This window comes from Streptomyces sp. NPDC006923, from assembly GCF_040635655.1.
Taxonomy (GTDB): domain Bacteria; phylum Actinomycetota; class Actinomycetes; order Streptomycetales; family Streptomycetaceae; genus Streptomyces.
Genome location: NZ_JBEYIF010000027.1, coordinates 1 through 16,857, shown reverse-complemented (window position 1 = coordinate 16,857; position 16,857 = coordinate 1). Strand labels below are relative to the sequence as shown.

Genomic DNA, 16,857 nt, shown 5'->3' with positions numbered 1-16,857 from the left:
GGGTCACCTGACACCACCGCCGAACGGCTGCCCGGTCTCCGCCGGGGCTGAGTCTCCGGTGCCGGCGGCGCGCAGCCGGCGCGCCTTCACCATCAGGACCGCGGTCCTGGTCAGCACCGTCGCGAGGGCCATGAAGACGAACGTGTTCGCGTACACGTCCTGGCCGCTCAGCTCGTATCTGACGCTGAACCTGATGAGGCCCTCCGGGAACCAGTGCTCCGCCCCGTAGGCGAACGCCACCCGCCCTCCGGCGAGAACGATCCAGACCAGCGCGTAGGGCACACCGCCCACGGTGTAGACGTCGCCGTTCCGCTCGCGGAAGGCCGGCAGGAACACCGCGGCGACCAGGCCGCAGATGACACCGACCCCCACTCCGATCGTCTGGAGCGAGAGGTCGTTCCCGGACGTCGGGAACGAGTGCACGAACAGGACGATGACAACGGCGACCGCGACGACGGCCCGGAGCATCCGTACCGGGGTGACCTTGCGCCGTCCCAGGTCCGTGGCGAGGATGATGACAAGGATCGTGCCGCTGGCGATGAGCGCGGTCATGAACGGACTCAACGTGTCCACCTCTCCTGGCCGAGCCGTGCGGTCTCCGGCCGCCCACTCCGTATTCACGACGTTACGGATGCGGCCCCGGCCCCGCGACGACCGATCGGTGGGTCCCGCTGTCAACCGACCGGTGGACGCTCTTCCCCCGCGTGGTATGACTGGTGGCGTGCGTACTCAAGCCGGGGAGGGCGTACCAGGGGCCGGTGCGGACCACGACTCCGATACGGGGGCCCGCTGGTTCGGTCTCTGGGACGGCTATTTCGCGATCTCCTACCTCGTCACCACGATCCTGCTCTTCGTCTCCGCCGGTGAGCAGGTCCACCGTGCCGTCGCGATCGGCCTGGTGACCCTCGTCATCCCGTGGTACGCGGCCCTCGGGCGGGATCTGATGATCCACGACACCGCGGGGCGGCGGAACATCGTCTTCGCGCTTGTGCTCACCGTGCTGTTCGCCGCCGCCACCACCTTCGATCTCGCCGCCGCCTTCGGCATGTTCGCGGTGGTACCGATGCTCATCATGAGCCTGCCGATGGCCCGGGCGATCGTGCTCGTCCTGGTGGCCAATCTGTGGCCGGTGGCCGTCGTCCGGGTGGCGGGCGGCGACCAGGTCCGGATGCTGCATGTGCTGCCCATCTCCCTGCTCAGCATCGCCCTGTCGATCTTCCTCGGCCTGTGGATCACTCGCGTGGTACGGCAGAGCAAGGAGCGCGGTGCGCTGATCGAGGAGCTCCAGAGCAGTCGGGAGCGTGAGGCCAGGCTGTCCCGTGACGCCGGCGTCGCCGCCGAGCGCGAGCGGCTCGCCCGCGAGATCCACGACACCATCACCCAGGGCCTGACCAGCATTGTCAGCCTTGTCCAGGCCGCCGACGCGGAGGTGAACGACTCGCCGGGGCTGGCCCGTGAGCGGCTGGCACTGGCGGACCGCGTGGCCAAGGAGAGCCTGGCCGAGGCCCGGGACTTCATCGCGGCTCTCACCCCGCCGACGCTGCGCGGGAGTTCGCTGGCGCAGGCGGTGCGGCGGCAGGCGGAGGGCCTGGAGGCGCAGACCGGTCTTGAGGTGCGCTGCTCGGTGCACGGCGAGGAGAGGCCGCTGCCGATGGCGGTCAGTGTGGTCCTGCTGCGGGCGGTGCAGGAGGCGGTCGCCAATGTACGCAAGCACGCCACGGAGGCCGGCCGGGTCACCGTGACCGTGAGGTACGACGAGGACACCGTACGGCTGCGGGTCGAGGACGACGGACAGGGTTTTGTCCCGGACGGCCTCCAGGAGGGCTACGGGCTGCGCGGCATGCTCGCCCGGGTACGGGAGATCTCCGGCCGGGCGGAGATCCGCAGCCACCCCGGCCAGGGCACAACGATCGACGTGGCCGTGCCGCTGCGGGCAACGGACAGCGAGGCGGCGGCCCATGGATGACGACAGGACGATCAGGGTGCTGCTGGCCGACGACCACCCGGTGGTCCGCGCGGGCCTGTGCGCCATGCTGGAGTCGGCCGAGTACATCAGCGTCGTCGGCCAGGCCGGCTCCGGTGAGGAGGCCGTCGTCCAGGCCGCCTCGCTCGCTCCGGACATCGTCCTGCTGGACCTGCGGATGGGTGGGATGGACGGCGTCGCCGCGACGGGTCACATCCTGCGCCGGTCTCCCGGAAGCAAGGTCGTCATCGTCACCACCTATGAGGACGATTCCGACATCCTGCGCGCCGTGGAGGCCGGCGCGGCGGGCTATCTGCTGAAGGGCAGTTCACGCGCGGAGCTGATCGACGCCGTACACGCCGCCGCCCGTGGCGAGACGGTGCTGACACCCTCACTCGCGGGCAAGCTGTTCCGCGCGCGGACGCCGGAACCCGTTCCGCTGTCGGGACGGGAGCGCGAGGTACTGCGCCTGGTCAGCCGCGGACACACCAACGCCGAGATCGGCAGAGAGCTGTTCATCAGCGAGGCCACCGTCAAGACGCATCTGCTGCGGACGTTCAAGAAACTCGGCGTCTCCGACCGTACGTCCGCCGTGATGACGGCGCTGGAACGGGGCCTGCTGAGCTGAACGGACGCGTTGCCCGGAGTGGGACCGGGGGCCGCGCCACGTGCTCCCCGCCGACGGGAACACATCCGCGTCCTGGAACTCGTGGTCCGCCCGCAACCGGCGGGGGCCGTTCCGGCTCAGTGGGTGACGACCCGATAGCTGACGGCCGGGAAGGGGAAGTCGCCGGAGTGCAGACTGCCGAGGACATAGGTCGTGTCGCCGCTGCTGCCGGGCGTCCCGGGCGCGCAGTCCGGGTTGAAGTACACAACGATGTCCGAGCCGGACAGGTTGACGGCGGAACGCGCCGCCTGCGGCAGCGTCTGGCAGGCGGTGCTGCTCAGATCGACGGGGAACTCCGTCCCACTCTGCCCGGCCGCGGCGTAGAAGGACGCCCCTGGGTAGGGCACCGCCGCCGCGGCGGGCTGCGCCAAGCCCGTGCAGACCAGCAGCGCGGCGCCGGAGCCCGCGAGGACACCGGCGAGCTGCTTCTTGAGACCGACCATGTGATCCATCCTTGAATGCGTGGGAAGCGGATGTCGCGGCACGACGGGACAAGTACGGCTGCCTCGCTGGCGACTTCCAAGATTCTTGCGAGTTCAACTACATGTCGGAAGGTCAGATCCAGCCACCTTCGCGGCGCGAGCGGCACACGCCGGCGAGGGGACCGGGGCGGGAACAACGTCCGGGCCCGGCCCCTGCCTTGTGTCGGGAGCGTAAACAATGTGGCCAGTAAGGGTTGTTTACTACAGCACTATTTCAGCCTTGTGGCAGGAGTGGCCGATTACTGGTGTCAAGGCCGGGCGCTGATCAAACTGAGGCCCGTACGCCGGTGCGTACGCTCCCTCACTCCAGAAAGCCCCCCCGCGCCATGAGCACGTCCGTCAGAACCAGCGTCTTCTGCCTCTCCTCCGAGGAGAGGAGGGAGCGCTTGTGGTCCGCTATGTGATGCGCAAGTCGGCGGGCTGGTTGCTGATGATCGTGGTCGCGACCAACGCCACCTATTTCCTGGCCAGTTGGTTTCTGGATCCGCGGTCGAACTTCAAGGAGCTGCGGCCCGTCCGTACCGAGGTCCAGATCGACCGTGCCCTGGCGCCGTACAACCTGGACCCACGGGTGCCACTGGCCCACCGGTGGTGGGAGTGGTTCACCTCCGTGACGCTCCACTTCGACTGGGGCAGATCTCCCACGGGTGTCTCCGTCAACGGGGAGGTCGGCTACCGGTCGCTCGTCAGCGCGGAACTGGTCGTCATCGCGACGGTTCTGTCGGTCGTGATCGGCGTCATGGTGGGCGTGTACACCGCGTCCCGGCAGTACGGCTGGGCCGACCGGATCTCGCAGGCCGTGTCCGTCGCACTGTTCAACATCCCCACGTCCGTCGCCGCGCTGGCTGTGGTCTTCGTCGCCGTCTGGCTGAACCAGCACGCCGGGCTGCACTTCCTCTATGTCGCCGGGGAGAACGCACCGAACGTCGAAGGGCTCCTCCCCACGATCGGTGACCGTCTCCTTCATCTGATCCTGCCCACCCTGACCCTGACTCTGATGGGCTATGTCGGCTATCACCTGACGCAGCGTTCGTTGCTGCTCGACACGATCAACGCCGACTTCGTGCGTACCGCCCAGGCCACCGGCCTCACCCGGACCCAGGCAGTCCGCCGGCACGCCCTGCGGGCCGCGCTGATCCCCACCGCGACCTCCGTGGCGTTCAGTGTGCCGGCCCTCTTCACCGGCGCCGTCATCACCGAGAGCATCTTCGGCTGGAACGGCATGGGCCGCTACTTCGTGCAGACCATCAGCAAGAACGATGTGCACGGCACGGTCGCGACAGCCGCCTTCGCCGCCGCTCTCACCGCGGTCGGCGCGATCCTCGCGGACATCGCCACGGTCTTCCTCGACCCGAGGGTGAGGGTGAGCTGACATGACCTCGGACCTGACAACGGGCCTGACGGCAGACGTGACCGCGGCCCACGTGCCGGACGCGAAGCTCCCCCTGCCGGAGGACCGGCAGCACACCGGCCTCGGCCGACTCTACCTGCGGCGTTTCCTGCGCAACCGCCTCGCCGTCGTCGGTGTGGTGATCTTCGTGCTGCTGGTGCTGTTCAGTGTGTTCGGCGGCCGGTTCACGTCGTACGCGTACTCCGACACCGACTTCGCCGCACTCACCCAACCACCGAGCGGGACCCACTGGTTCGGCACGAACCAGGGTGGCAACGACATCTACGCCTCCGTCGTACACGGACTTCAGCGCTCGCTGACGATCGCGGTGAGCGTCTCGGTCCTCACCGTTGTCGTCGCCGCGGTCATCGGCTCCAGCGCGGCGTACTTCGGCGGCCGGGTCGAGAAGCTGACGCTCGCCGTCATCCACTTCCTGCTGATCGTCCCCTCGTTCCTCATCCTCGCCCTGGTCTCCCACCGCCTCGCGGGCGACTGGCGAATCCTCATCGTGGTGCTGACGGTGTTCGGCTGGATGCAGACCGCCCGGGTCATCTGGTCCGTCTCGACCTCCCTGCGGGAACGGGACTATGTGGCGGCGGCCGAGTTCATGGGGGTGAGCCCGCAGCGCATCATCATGCGTCACATCATCCCCAACCTCGGCTCCCTGCTGATCGTCAACCTGACACTCGGGGTCGTCGCGACGGTGCTCAGCGAGACCGCGCTGTCCTTCCTCGGGTTCGGCGTCCAGCCCCCGGACGTCTCCCTCGGCACCATGCTCGCGGACGGCGCGAGCACCATCACCAGTGCTCCCTGGCTCTTCGCCTTCCCCGCGGGCCTGGTCGTCCTGCTCACCGTGTCGATGACCTTTGTCGGCGACGGACTGCGCGACGCCCTCGACCCGACGTCCGTGACCGGCGCGGCAGGAGGCCGACGATGACACTCACCACGATTCTGCCGGGCCCCGCCCCGTCCGCCGACGACACCCCCGTGCTCTCCGTACGGGATCTGCGGATCTCCTTCCCCTCCGAGGCCGGTCCCGTCGAGGCGGTACGCGGTGTCAGTTTCGACCTCCTGCCCGGCCGGACCCTCGGCATCGTCGGTGAGTCCGGTTCGGGCAAGTCCGCCACCGCGATGGGCCTCATGGGCCTGCTGCCGCCGACCGCCGTCCTGTCGGGGCAGGTGCTGATCGGCGGCCGTGACCTGGTCGGTCTCGGCGACAAGGAATTCTCGCAGGTACGGGGCAGCACCATCGGCATGGTCTTCCAGGACCCCCTGTCCGCGCTCACCCCCATCTTCTCGGTGGGAAGGCTGCTCTCCGACGCCCTGCGGGTCCACCAGGACCTCACGAGACGGGCGGCCTGGGAACAGGCCGTCGAACTGCTGGATCTCGTCGGCATATCCGACCCGCGCAACCGGGCCAAGTCCTTCCCGCACGAGTTCTCCGGCGGCATGCGCCAGCGCGTCGTCATCGCCATGGCGATCGCCAACAAGCCGTCCGTACTCGTCGCCGACGAACCCACCACCGCCCTCGATGTCACCGTGCAGGCCCAGATCCTCGACGTGCTGCGGGTGGCGCAGGCCGAGACCGGCGCCGGCCTGGTCCTCATCACCCATGACCTGGGGGTCGTCGCCGGACACGCGGACGAGATCGCCGTCATGTACGCGGGCCGGTTCGTGGAGCGGGCGGGCGTCGAGGAGTTGTTCCGCCGTCCGACGATGCCCTACACCGCGCGACTGCTCGCCGCGGTGCCGTCCGTGGACAGCGGGGTCCACCGGCCCCTTGTCCCGATCAGCGGCGAACCGCCCTCCCTCGTGACACTCCCGGCCGGCTGCCCGTTCGCGAACCGCTGCGCCGTCGCCCTCGACGCCTGCCGCACCGACGAACCCGAGCTGCGCGAGATCACCGGGCACGGGCAGGTGGCCTGCCTGCGCGCCGGGGAAGTGGCCGAGGGATCACTCGACCCCGCGGGGGACGCCGTGCCCGCCGACCGGGTGACCGGGCCGGCCCGCGCCGAGGCCGGCGACATCGTGCTGCGGGTCGAGGACCTCGTCAAGACCTTCCCCGTCACCAAGGGCGTCCTCCTCAAGCGCCGGGTCGGTACGCTGCACGCCGTCAACCGGGTGAGCTTCGAGCTGCGCGCCGGAGAGACCCTCGGTCTCGTGGGTGAGTCCGGCAGCGGCAAGACCACGACCCTGCTGGAGATCCTCCGGCTCAAGCGGCCCGAAGGCGGGCGGATCGAGATCGCCGGCACCGATGTCGGCACGATCGGCTCCGCCGCGCGGGCGAGGGAGTTGCGGCGCGACGTACAGATCGTCATGCAGGACCCGCTGGGCGCCCTGGATCCGCGGCTGCCCGTCTTCCAGCTCATCGCCGAGCCCCTCCAGGCCATCGGGCGGAGCCGCGAGGAGATCCGCTCCCGCATCGGCGAACTGCTCGCGCTGGTGGGCCTGGACGCCTCGTTGAGCGACCGGTTCCCGGCCACGCTGTCCGGCGGCCAACGCCAGCGCGTCGGGATCGCCCGCGCCCTCGCGACCGCGCCCCGGCTTCTCGCCCTCGACGAACCGCTCTCGGCCCTCGACGTGTCGGTGCAGGCCGGAGTCATCAACCTGCTGGCACGCCTCCAACGCGAACTCGGGCTCGCCTATCTCGTCGTCGCCCACGACCTGGCCGTCGTCCGGTACATCTCCGACCGGATCGCCGTGATGTACCTGGGCCACGTCGTCGAGACCGGGCCCACCGAGACCATCTTCGCCGACCCCAGACACCCGTACACCAGAGCGCTGCTCTCCGCCATTCCGGTGCCCGACCCGGAACGGGAGCGCAGCCGCGAGCGCGTCGTGCTGGAGGGCGAGCAGCCGAGCGCCGCGCGGCTGCCCCGGGGCTGTGTCTTCGTCGACCGCTGTCCTCTGTACCGAACCGCCGACGAGGACGTGCGCCGGCGCTGTCGTACGGAACGTCCCCTGCCGACCGGGGTGACCGAGCGTCCCGATCACCTGTTCGCCTGTCACGCCGGCTGAGCCTGCTCCGCCTCCCGAGCCCGCCCGACGGTGCCCGGTCCGCCCCGCCCCTTCCCGGCCCTGTACCGGGCCCCCACCTGCCCACATCACTCCACCGAACCAGAAGGAACCATCCCGCCATGCGCGCAAGACTGGCCCTGCCCGTCGCCCTCGTCGCCGCCGTCGCTGTCGCGGCCACCGCGTGCGACTCCTCCTCCGGGACGAGCTCGGCCACCGGCCCGGCCAAGAAGGACGTGCCGAAGGCCGCCTCGGCCGCCGCCGACTACGACCCCCAGCCGTACGACAAGCTCAAGGACGGTGGCACGTACACCACCGCGGGCACCTTCGACGACCAGGGCAACCCCTTCAACGTGAACGCCACGCTCACCGCGTCCCGCGTCTGGGCCTGGTACAACGCCGACGCGATCACGTTCTCGCCCACCGGTGAGGTGCGGTACAACCCGGATTACTACAGCGATGTGAAGGTCGCCGTCGAGGGCGGCAACCAGAAGGTCACGCTGACGATCAACCCGAAGGCCACCTTCAACGACGGGACGCCGATCGACTGGACCGCTGTCCGGGCCACCTGGAAGGCCAACAACGGCTCGAACAAGGCATACGACGCCTCGTCCACGGACGGCTACAGCCAGATCACCTCGGTCGAGCAGGGTGAGAACGCCAAGCAGGCCGTCATCACCTTCAAGGGCGTCAACGCCTCGTGGTCGTCCCTGTTCAGCACCTTCCTGCATCCGAAGGCCGCCACCGTCGACAACTTCAACAAGGCATACGTCAAGAAGGCCCACCCGGAGTGGGGCGCCGGTCCGTACACGGTCGGCACGTGGGACAGCCACTCCGGCAACATCACCTTTGTCCGCAACCCCACGTGGTGGGGCAAGAAGGGCAAGCTCGACAAGCGCGTCTACGTCAACCTGGAGTCGACCGCCGCGGTCAACGCCTTCAAGAACGGTCAGCTCGACTACACCTCCGCCGTCGACGCCGAGAGCCTCAAGCAGGTCAAGGGGCTCAAGAACACCGAGATCCGCAGCGGTGGCAGCCCGTTCGAGTATTCGCTCTACCTCAACACGAAGTCGCCGGTCCTCTCGGACCAGGCCGTCCGCAAGGCCGTCCTGGAGAGCATCGACCGCCCGCAGATCGCGAAGATCCAGTTCCAGGGGCTCGACTACCGGGAGCCGCTGCCCGGCTCGGCCGTGCTGTACAGCTTCCAGAAGGGGTACGAGGACAACGTCTCCGCCGTGCTGAAGTACGCACCGGACGCCGCCGGGAAGACACTCGACGCCGCGGGCTGGAAGCCCGGCCCCGACGGCATCCGCGCCAAGGACGGCAAGAAGCTCGAAATCGGCTACACACTCCTCGGCGATGACCCACTCGACAAGGCGACCGCCGGCGCCTTCGCCGCGATGCTGAAGCCCGCCGGAATCCGACTCGTCATCAAGAAGGCCGACGAGGCGGACTTCGCCTCGATCCTCAGTGAGCGCAGGTTCGACCTCTTCCTGTCGGGCAACCGCTCCATGGACCCGTTCGGCGCCCGCTACCTGTGCGACTTCTACTGCTCCGACCACGACTCGAACCTGACAGGCGCGGGCACGGCGGCCCTGGACAAGGAGATCCGGGCGACCACCGAGATCGCCGACCTCGACCAGCAGGCCGCCGAGGTCAACAAGGTCGAGCGAAAGGCCCTGCGGCAGTACGCCTTCCTGCCACTGTTCAGCGGCCCGTCGACCTACGCGGTGAAGAAGGGCCTCGCCAACGTCGGGGCGACCATCTTCTACAACCCCCTTCCGGAGACGGTCGGCTGGGAGAAGTAAGCATCGGTCCCGGCCGCCGCGGAGGGGGCGGCACGAGCCGGAGGGGCCCGTGGCAGTCGGTGTCCCTCCCGTGTGCCCGCCGGTGACGAAGGGGCGCGGCGTCAGCGCGCCGCGCCCCTTCGCGCGGTGGCCGGTGAGCGGGAATCACGGACGGCCCATAGGGGATTTCCAGAGGATGAAACGCCGTGCGCGTTCTGTCAGAGGTTGGAGAAACGGCCGGCCTGGTCGAGGATCCGCTCCGCGTCGTCGACCGGCGGGTAGATCCAGAGTGTATTGATGTTCTGCTTGAGGGTCTTGGCCTCCGGGCCGCTCATCTATCCTGGCTATTAAGTGTCAAGATTCTCGGAAAACGGTGTGCCACTGATGTCATTCGGCGGCGGGCCGGGCAGGGCTTCGACTCACCCCGATGAACACCCGTTCCAGGACATACAATGTCCGCATTATGCGAATGAGTAAGGGCGTCGAGTGGGCCATCCACACACTGCTCAACCTGGACATGATCGGGGGTGGCCCGGTGGGCAGCGGCCAGCTCGCCGAGGCCCACGGGCTGCCGGCCCCCTATCTGAACAAGCAGTTGCAGCAGCTCGCGAGAGCGGACCTGCTGGCCTCCACTCCAGGTCCACGCGGCGGCTTCCGGCTGACCCGGCCCCTCGAAGACATCACACTCCTGGATGTGGTGCAGGCCATCGAGGGCGACACCCAGCTCTTCCACTGCGCCGAGATCCGCTGCTGCGGCAAGATCGGCGAGCTTTCCCCGCCCCCCACCGGCGCATGCGCCGTCAAAGTGGCCATGCACCGCGCCGACGAGGCATGGCGCCAGGCCCTCGCCGCACAGAGTCTCGCGGACATCCGGCTGGAGCTTGACCGCACTCCGACCATCAGGAGCGTTGTGCGGTCCGCCCTCAACTGATCGCCGGCGAGCCGTTTCCCGTCCGTTCGGCACCATCGCGCCCGGCCGTTCGCACTTTCGCCCAGAGAACGTGTGCCACTGTTCCCACGCGCCGCAGGGAAGGTGTGCAGTGTCGTCGAGGTCCGGGGCCTTGCTGGTGCGGGTGCACAAATAGATCGCGCACCATGTACACGCGAGTGAGGTAACTTGGGGCGCATCAGGGCTCCCAGCTCAGAGGCCGCGCACGCCGTCGGAGGAAAGTTCATGGACGCTCACGAACCTCCCGTTCCGATGCCGGACGAGGAGCCCTCGCTCGATCTCGACGACCAGTTCTGCTTCACGCTGTACGCGGCCTCAAGGGCTGTGACCGCGGCGTACCGGCCGCTCCTCGAATCCGTCGGACTGACGTATCCGCAGTACCTCGTCATGTTGGTGCTGTGGCAGCGGGAGCGGGCGACGGTCAAGGAACTGATCACCGCCCTGCACCTCGACTACGGGACCGCGACACCCCTCATCAAGCGACTGGAGTCCCACGGGCTCGTGGAGCGAACGCGGCGCGCGGACGACGAGCGTGTGGTCGAGGTCGTCCTCACCGGCGAGGGAGCGGACATGCGCCGCCGGATCATGACCGTCCCTCCTTCCATCGGGAAGGCCATGGGATTCAGCCCCGAGGAGTACGAGGCGGCGCAGCTGCTCCTGCGCCGCCTCAGGGCCAACCTGGAGCGTGGCGCGGCCGGGCACGACGCCGGCGGGGTACCGCAGCTCGGCTGAACGGTCGCCACGCGACGAAGGACCGTAGCCGGTCGATGTGTGACACGCGTCGGCGAAAGTTCGGGACCGGCCGTCTCGTACGGGACGCCACCGACGACTCCGTCCACGCGTCGGGTGCCGTTGCTGCCGTCGGCCCCCCGCCGGGGATCGCGTGACAGCCCTCAGCGACCCGAGCCGGTCGCGTGGGCCGCCTGCTCGATCAGGCGCGTGACGGCTCCCGGCTGGGACACGGTGACCGCGTGGGACGCCTTGATCTCGACCTTGTGCGACCCGGCACGGTCGGCCATGAACCGCTGGGCCTTGACGGGGATGTTGAGGTCCTGAGTGGTGATCATCGTCCAGGAAGGGACGGTCTTCCAGGCGGGCTCCCCGGAGAGCTTTTCGTCGAGCGCCGCGCTGGTGATGGGGCGCTGGCCGGCGGCCATGGCTCCGGCAGTGGCGGCCGGGACATCGGCGGCGAACTGCTGGTGGAACTTGTCCTGCGTGATGGAGAGATCAGTGACCTCGGTGCCGTCCGCGAGCGCCGTGGTGACCTCGTGGAGGGTAGGGCCCAGGGTGCTGCCGGGAAACTTCCCGGAGAGACCGGAGGCGCTCTCGCCGGTCTCGGGGAGGAACGCGGCGATGTAGACGAGGGCCTTGACGTCCTTGTCACCGGCTGCGGCGGCGGAGATGACCGACCCGCCGTACGAGTGCCCCGCGAGCACGATCGGCCCCTTGACACTGTTGAGCAGGTCCTTGAGGTAGGCGGCGTCGCTGCTGAGCCCGCGCAGTGGGTTGGCGGGTGCGACGACGGGATAGCCGTCCCGCTTGAGGCGCCCGATGACGCCGTTCCAGCTCGACCCGTCGGCGAACGCACCATGGACGAGCACCACGGTGGGCTTGGGCCCGGAGGCAGCCGAGCGGCTGTCCTTCTCCGCGTTGGCCGGGCCGATCGTGGCCACACCCAGGGCCACCGCGGCGGTGACGGTCCCCATGGCGCTGAGGACGGAGAAGCGGCGTACGCGCTTGCTGGAAGTCATGTCGGTCTCCCTGAGTCGGCGGCCGGACGTCCCCGGCCTGCTCGGGCATCGGCGGATCCAACTCCGTCGATCTCCCATGGAAATAACCTAGTGCACACTTTAATCGTGCGCAAGGTAACTCTTGATCCAAGCCGCCGCCCGACGCGCGGCGCCGGGCCCGCAGGAAGGGCCGTGCCGCGCTCATTGGCAACAGGGAGAGTCACACGGTGAAAGAACGGAGCAGCCGCACCGGCCTGGCTACCGCACACACAACAGTGGCCCCGGTGCGACCCGGGGCCCAGTTCTCCGAGGGGATACGGACGCCCCCGCATCCGGCGTCAGCAGCAGCGCGCCCACTGGAGACGTCCTGCCGTGTCCAGGTACATCCGCTGGACCTCAAGCCGTTCGGGCCGGACGACCGCACCTCCCCGGGCCGTCCGCTCCCGGGTGCTGTTGGCACGCCGCAACGCCAGACGTATCGCTTCGACGGCATCCGAAGCCTGATCCACCACGTAGTAGAGCCACACGGCCCGGGTATCGGGTCCATGGACCTCCAGACCCACCAGCCACTTGTCACCGAGGCCGGCCCCGGCAGGCGCGACGGCCCTCATGTCGGCCTGCCCGGAGAAGGACCGGAGGTGTCGCACACGCGTCCAGGAGTCCTCAAGCCGGGAGGACGACCGATCGCGTACGCACCGTGCGAACTGTTTCTGTCCGTTCGAAGGAGCATGATGTTCCCCTCTGTTCTCAGCCGGCGATCACATCGGGCATCAGGGCGCCTGATCCGCACGGCGAAGACTGGTTTTCCCATCAACTAGGTGACCGGACAGCACCCCCGCATGTGACACGCGTCTCACGCGGAGAAGGACCGGCCCGGGGATCGCGTACGGCGAACCATCGGGTCCGTCAGATCGCGCCGGCCCACGGCGGGGCGGAGGATCGCCGCCGGCGGCATTCTCCCGGCAGGCGCCCGGAGAATGCCGCCGGGACATCGGCTCAGCCCTCTCCGTGGCCGTGCTGTTCCGGCGCCGAGCGCCGCAGGAATCCGGTCACCGTCGTACGGAACTCCACGGCCTGCTCAAGGTGGGCCATATGGCCGGACTTCTCCAGAGTCACCAGCTCGGACCCGGGGATCAGTTCGTGGATCATCCGGGCCCACCGCGGCCCGCAGATGAAGTCCTCTGCCCCGACCAGCACCAGGGTGGGCGCCGCGACGGCCGGCAGCTTCTCCCGGACGTCGAAGGGCGGGCCTTGGCCGCGAGAGGGATCCGTGTACATCCGCACGGCCCGGCGGGCGGGGTCGAACTCGTCCTCGCGCCCCCAGTAGTCGAAGAAGTACGCGGGCATGATCGTACGCAGCACCGTGGTGGCGCCGTCGTCGTCGAGTTGGTCGAGGCGCGCGGTGAGGCTGTCGACATAGGTGGCCACCTCGGGGTGCCGACTCGCGTGCCGCTGTGCGAACCGATCCATGTTCGCGACCGCGGTCGACCAGAAACTCTCGTCCGTCACCGGCGAGGTGTCGTACAGGATCAGGGACGCGACACGGTCGGGGTGGTCAAGGGCGTACTGCTGGACGACAAAACCACCATGAGAGTGGCCGAGCAGACTGACCCGCGGCTGCGCCAGGCGCTCGACAAGGGCATGCAGAAAGTGCGTATAGGTGGCCATGTTGTAGTCGCGCGGATCGGCCAGTCGCCCGGAAGCACCGGTGCCCACGGGTTCGGCGTAGACCATGGTGTGGCTGCGTTCGAGCAGCGGCATGCGCAGATAAGCCCAGTCGATGCCGGGGCCGCCCGAGTGGGCGATGCACACGGGTCCCGTTCCGGCGACGTGGTAGCGCTGTTCGACAATGGCCGATCCGTGCTGGACGGGCATCGTGTGTGTGCCGGGTGCCAGGACATCGGCAGTGTCTCCGGCCGGGTGAGGAAGAGCCAGGGGCCCAGTTGGTGTATTCACATGGACTGGATGCGGAGCGGCGAGGGAAGTTCGCCGAAGACACTGTGGCGCTGGTCACAAAGGCTCGGAGTCCGGGGGTGAACAGCGGCGGTGGAACAGTCGCAGCCGGTGGTGCCTGCCCCCGCTGAGCATCACCAGCCACACCACGGACGGCGGACAGTGCTCCGGGTCGTCCGGCGGGCTGAGGAGTTCCATGTCCCAGATGGTGGTGAAATGCCATGAGCCGAAGGGAGCCACCGTACTCACAGCCCCGCCTCCCGGGACGTCATGGAGACGCGGACGGGCCGCCGGGCCGGGCGCGAGCCGCCCGCTGTGCCGCGATACGTACGGGTGGACATGCTGGTCATGGAACCTCCGGGCTTGGTGGCGGTTGTCGAGCGGTGCCGCCGGTCGAGCGGGAGGCCATGGCTCGCGGGGAGGCACCGACGCGCCCGCAAGCGGACCCGAAAGAGACTTTCGCCAGGGGCCCGAGTCAGGGATTGGCGCGGTAGAGGCCCCGGCCTGCACGGCGGATACGGGAGGCACCGACGAGCCGGTCGAGTGTGGACCGGACGGCGTTGATGCTTCCGGCGTCGGTGTCGCGTCCGAGCGCCGCGGCCACATCGCGGGCGCGCACATCGGTGTCACCGATGCGTGCGAAGTAGTCCATGATCTGTCCGGTGAGTCTGCCGTACTTCCCGTCCGCCGCGTCTGCCGGGGCGCCGAGCGGCGCGGGCTGCTCCGCGTCCGCCGAGCCCACGACCTGTGCCGGCGCGGACCCTCCCTCGGGCTGTCTGGAAGCGGACGCGGCAGGAACGGAGTCACCCCCGTCTGCCCCGGGTGCCAGGGCAGCCGCGGGCACCTCGGCCTTCGGCGCGTCCGCCTTTCCACCGGAGGCCGTGACATACGTCGTGGCGCTCATCAGGTCCTGGAGGGCATGAAGGGCCGCCTCCACCGAGCCGAGGTGGGCCACGACCGCGGTCAGTTCCCTCTCCAGCGCCTGCTTCTGGGCCCCCAGGCGAACCAGCTCGTCCTTGAGGCGCTCCGCGGTGTTCTCAATGTTCTTCGCCGTATTCGCCGCATGGGCTCCGGAGACCATGTGTTCCTCTCGTCCTCAACCCACCCTGCCGTCCCGCGCATGCCCCGATTGGGCGTTCATTCGCCCATGGTGTGGCGTGACTGAAGCGCGGCAGCCCGTCCGGCACACAGATTAGTACGGCGCGGCGCCGCGTGACCCAATGAGTGGCAGGACACCACTCCTTCAGCACCGAACGGTGAGACAACGATGGACACACCCATTGGTTCTGAGCTGCCGAAGCACCGGGGCGGACAGGGGGAGCAGCCACGGGCGGGCACTCGATCCGTTCAGTGCCGACGGGGCACGGAGCGATGAGACCGCCTCAGACATCCGCCGTCCGGACGGTTCGAGGCGCCACTGCGTGCCTGCTCACCACAGCCGTCTTCGCCGGTTGCCGCGTTGACGAGGCCCGCAGGACGGGTCAGCCACTGCAGTGAGTCGGATATGTCTTCCATCCGGGCGTTGACGGCGGCGAGTTGTTCTCTGATCAGACGGACGCGCGTGTCGAGCCGCGCGGCTTCGGCAGTCAGCGACTCGATGGCTTCCTCGACATCAGGGCGGTGGTCGGGGTCTCGGAACATCATGCGTCTTTCTTTGTCACGGGCTTTGTCACGGGCTCTGCGATGGGCCGGCAGCTTCGCGTTGCGGGAATGGCTGGCGGGCGGGCGCGCCGGTCCCGCCCTCGGGCGGACGGAGCCGCTTTCGCGACTCGCCCCGATCGCTGTCATACGGACGTCCTCGGGGCTCCCACTCATGCCATGTTGTGGTCCCTTCTTCACCGCACGGGCTTGTCTCCCCGCACGGGCTCGTATCAACGCCGCGCATGTCGTTCATCCACACTGACCGGACGCGAGCGACGACTGTGACAGTTCTTCTCGCGAAGGAATCGCCCGTGGGGTTCGCCAGGGCGTCTCGGGCCCACACACCGTGTGTTTCCCCTGGACCGGAAGGCCGACAGCCCGCCCGGCCGCCAGACCCTCGTACCGGACCCCCGCAGGCCGGCTTACGACGGCACCGGGCCCTGTCCGGTGGAATCCTCTCGCGGTCGCCGGGTTACTGTGGGAGCCGGGTCCGAACGCCGTCCACTGAGCGTGAGACAGTGTGATCGGATCAGGCCGCTCACCGGGCACAACCCGGAGCCGGTCCCCCGCGGGGCGCTCGGCCGGCAGCGACAAGCAGCCGGCGCCGCACCACTTGAAAAGTCACAGACCGTCCCGCGTTGGCGAGACCCGAGGGTGTACGGCGATCCCCTGCCCACTCTGCCCCGACCGCGGCTCCTCCCGCTGTCTCCGGTCTCTCCCCACCGTCTCCCCCGCGTACGAAAGGCGATATCCATGGCCGAGCTGTTCTATGACGACGATGCCGACCTGTCCATCATCCAGAACCGCAAGGTCGCGGTCATCGGCTATGGCAGCCAGGGCCATGCCCACGCGCTGTCGCTGCGTGACTCTGGTGTCGACGTCCGGGTCGGTCTGCACGAGGGTTCCTCGTCGAAGGCGAAGGCGGAGGAGCAGGGTCTGCGGGTGGTGACGCCCGCGGAGGCCGCCGCCGAGGCCGATGTGATCATGATCCTGGTGCCGGACCCGATCCAGGCCCAGGTCTACGAGGAGTCCGTGCGGGATCATCTCCAGGACGGTGACGCGCTGTTCTTCGGTCATGGTCTGAACATTCGGTACGGCTTCATCAAGCCGCCGGCGAACGTCGATGTGGCGATGGTCGCGCCGAAGGGTCCGGGGCATCTGGTGCGGCGCCAGTACGAGGAGGGCCGTGGTGTTCCGTGTATCGCGGCGGTCGAGCAGGACGCCTCGGGCCGGGCGTTCGAGCTGGCGCTGTCGTACGCGAAGGGCATCGGGGGTACCCG

Annotated in this window: 17 protein-coding genes; 9 read left to right on the top strand and 8 right to left on the bottom strand. The window is 68.8% G+C overall.

Annotated features, from left to right (window positions below; genetic code table 11):
- Positions 1-3: 3 nt before the first annotated feature.
- Complete coding sequence (locus tag ABZ707_RS31190) at positions 4-552, bottom strand: hypothetical protein (protein ID WP_360181490.1); 549 nt, start codon at positions 550-552, stop codon at positions 4-6.
- A 169-nt stretch (positions 553-721) separates the two neighbouring features.
- Between ABZ707_RS31190 and ABZ707_RS31185 the strand changes: the two genes are divergently transcribed.
- Together ABZ707_RS31185 and ABZ707_RS31180 are read left to right on the top strand one after the other, a co-directional pair.
- Positions 722-1,966 (top strand): sensor histidine kinase, encoded by a 1,245-nt coding sequence (locus tag ABZ707_RS31185; protein WP_360181487.1) that lies wholly within the window; start codon positions 722-724, stop codon positions 1,964-1,966.
- Positions 1,959-2,591, top strand: a complete 633-nt coding sequence (locus ABZ707_RS31180) for a response regulator transcription factor (RefSeq protein WP_360181484.1) — start codon at positions 1,959-1,961, stop codon at positions 2,589-2,591. Before ABZ707_RS31185 ends, ABZ707_RS31180 begins: the two co-directional genes overlap by 8 nt.
- Before the next feature lie 116 nt (positions 2,592-2,707).
- Here ABZ707_RS31180 and ABZ707_RS31175 read toward each other — a convergent pair whose 3' ends face one another.
- Positions 2,708-3,073 (bottom strand): hypothetical protein, encoded by a 366-nt coding sequence (locus ABZ707_RS31175; RefSeq protein WP_360181481.1) that lies wholly within the window; start codon positions 3,071-3,073, stop codon positions 2,708-2,710.
- 427 nt (positions 3,074-3,500) lie between these two features.
- On the opposite strand from ABZ707_RS31175, the gene ABZ707_RS31170 reads away from it, so the two are divergent.
- The 6 genes from ABZ707_RS31170 (at position 3,501) to ABZ707_RS31145 (ending at position 10,985) form a co-directional block, all read left to right on the top strand.
- Positions 3,501-4,484, top strand: a complete 984-nt coding sequence (locus ABZ707_RS31170) for an ABC transporter permease (RefSeq protein ID WP_360181478.1) — start codon at positions 3,501-3,503, stop codon at positions 4,482-4,484.
- Between the two features lies 1 nt (position 4,485).
- Positions 4,486-5,439, top strand: coding sequence for an ABC transporter permease (locus ABZ707_RS31165; protein ID WP_360181475.1), 954 nt, complete (start codon positions 4,486-4,488; stop codon positions 5,437-5,439).
- Complete coding sequence (locus tag ABZ707_RS31160; protein WP_360181472.1) at positions 5,436-7,520, top strand: ABC transporter ATP-binding protein; 2,085 nt, start codon at positions 5,436-5,438, stop codon at positions 7,518-7,520. The genes ABZ707_RS31165 and ABZ707_RS31160 overlap by 4 nt, the downstream gene beginning before the upstream one ends.
- A gap of 119 nt (positions 7,521-7,639) precedes the next feature.
- Positions 7,640-9,325: an ABC transporter family substrate-binding protein gene (locus tag ABZ707_RS31155; protein ID WP_360181469.1), complete on the top strand. Its 1,686-nt coding sequence runs from the start codon at positions 7,640-7,642 to the stop codon at positions 9,323-9,325.
- A 442-nt stretch (positions 9,326-9,767) separates the two neighbouring features.
- Entirely contained in the window at positions 9,768-10,235 is a 468-nt protein-coding gene (locus ABZ707_RS31150) for an Rrf2 family transcriptional regulator (protein WP_360181466.1), read from the top strand.
- A 243-nt stretch (positions 10,236-10,478) separates the two neighbouring features.
- Complete coding sequence (locus ABZ707_RS31145) at positions 10,479-10,985, top strand: MarR family transcriptional regulator (protein WP_360181463.1); 507 nt, start codon at positions 10,479-10,481, stop codon at positions 10,983-10,985.
- Positions 10,986-11,146: 161 nt separating this feature from the next.
- Here ABZ707_RS31145 and ABZ707_RS31140 read toward each other — a convergent pair whose 3' ends face one another.
- The 6 genes from ABZ707_RS31140 to ABZ707_RS31115 all read right to left on the bottom strand — a co-directional run bounded on the left by ABZ707_RS31140 (position 11,147) and on the right by ABZ707_RS31115 (position 15,580).
- Positions 11,147-12,004 (bottom strand): alpha/beta hydrolase, encoded by an 858-nt coding sequence (locus ABZ707_RS31140; protein ID WP_360181460.1) that lies wholly within the window; start codon positions 12,002-12,004, stop codon positions 11,147-11,149.
- Positions 12,005-12,321: 317 nt separating this feature from the next.
- A complete protein-coding gene (locus ABZ707_RS31135) occupies positions 12,322-12,630 on the bottom strand; it encodes a hypothetical protein (RefSeq protein ID WP_360181457.1) in 309 nt (102 codons plus the stop codon).
- Positions 12,631-12,979: 349 nt separating this feature from the next.
- Positions 12,980-13,858, bottom strand: coding sequence for an alpha/beta hydrolase (locus tag ABZ707_RS31130; protein ID WP_360181454.1), 879 nt, complete (start codon positions 13,856-13,858; stop codon positions 12,980-12,982).
- A gap of 135 nt (positions 13,859-13,993) precedes the next feature.
- Positions 13,994-14,185, bottom strand: a complete 192-nt coding sequence (locus ABZ707_RS31125) for a hypothetical protein (RefSeq protein ID WP_360181451.1) — start codon at positions 14,183-14,185, stop codon at positions 13,994-13,996.
- A 226-nt stretch (positions 14,186-14,411) separates the two neighbouring features.
- The gene (locus tag ABZ707_RS31120) at positions 14,412-15,017 is read right to left on the bottom strand and encodes a hypothetical protein (protein ID WP_360181448.1); all 606 of its coding nucleotides are present in this window, start codon (positions 15,015-15,017) and stop codon (positions 14,412-14,414) included.
- A 266-nt stretch (positions 15,018-15,283) separates the two neighbouring features.
- Positions 15,284-15,580: a hypothetical protein gene (locus ABZ707_RS31115; RefSeq protein WP_360181445.1), complete on the bottom strand. Its 297-nt coding sequence runs from the start codon at positions 15,578-15,580 to the stop codon at positions 15,284-15,286.
- Positions 15,581-16,330: 750 nt separating this feature from the next.
- Between ABZ707_RS31115 and ABZ707_RS31110 the strand changes: the two genes are divergently transcribed.
- On the top strand, positions 16,331-16,857 hold a 527-nt coding region (locus tag ABZ707_RS31110; RefSeq protein ID WP_360181443.1), incomplete at its 3' end, for an NAD(P)-binding domain-containing protein.

Bases quoted from the DNA above. Each gene is read 5' to 3' on its own strand.
- ABZ707_RS31190 (WP_360181490.1), bottom strand. From the start codon at position 552: ATGACCGCGCTCATCGCCAGCGGCACGATCCTTGTCATCATCCTCGCC.
- ABZ707_RS31180 (WP_360181484.1), top strand. From the start codon at position 1,959: ATGGATGACGACAGGACGATCAGGGTGCTGCTGGCCGACGACCACCCG.
- ABZ707_RS31175 (WP_360181481.1), bottom strand. From the start codon at position 3,073: ATGGTCGGTCTCAAGAAGCAGCTCGCCGGTGTCCTCGCGGGCTCCGGC.
- ABZ707_RS31165 (WP_360181475.1), top strand. From the start codon at position 4,486: ATGACCTCGGACCTGACAACGGGCCTGACGGCAGACGTGACCGCGGCC.
- ABZ707_RS31160 (WP_360181472.1), top strand. From the start codon at position 5,436: ATGACACTCACCACGATTCTGCCGGGCCCCGCCCCGTCCGCCGACGAC.
- ABZ707_RS31155 (WP_360181469.1), top strand. From the start codon at position 7,640: ATGCGCGCAAGACTGGCCCTGCCCGTCGCCCTCGTCGCCGCCGTCGCT.
- ABZ707_RS31150 (WP_360181466.1), top strand. From the start codon at position 9,768: ATGCGAATGAGTAAGGGCGTCGAGTGGGCCATCCACACACTGCTCAAC.
- ABZ707_RS31145 (WP_360181463.1), top strand. From the start codon at position 10,479: ATGGACGCTCACGAACCTCCCGTTCCGATGCCGGACGAGGAGCCCTCG.
- ABZ707_RS31140 (WP_360181460.1), bottom strand. From the start codon at position 12,004: ATGACTTCCAGCAAGCGCGTACGCCGCTTCTCCGTCCTCAGCGCCATG.
- ABZ707_RS31130 (WP_360181454.1), bottom strand. From the start codon at position 13,858: ATGCCCGTCCAGCACGGATCGGCCATTGTCGAACAGCGCTACCACGTC.
- ABZ707_RS31120 (WP_360181448.1), bottom strand. From the start codon at position 15,017: ATGGTCTCCGGAGCCCATGCGGCGAATACGGCGAAGAACATTGAGAAC.
- ABZ707_RS31115 (WP_360181445.1), bottom strand. From the start codon at position 15,580: ATGATGTTCCGAGACCCCGACCACCGCCCTGATGTCGAGGAAGCCATC.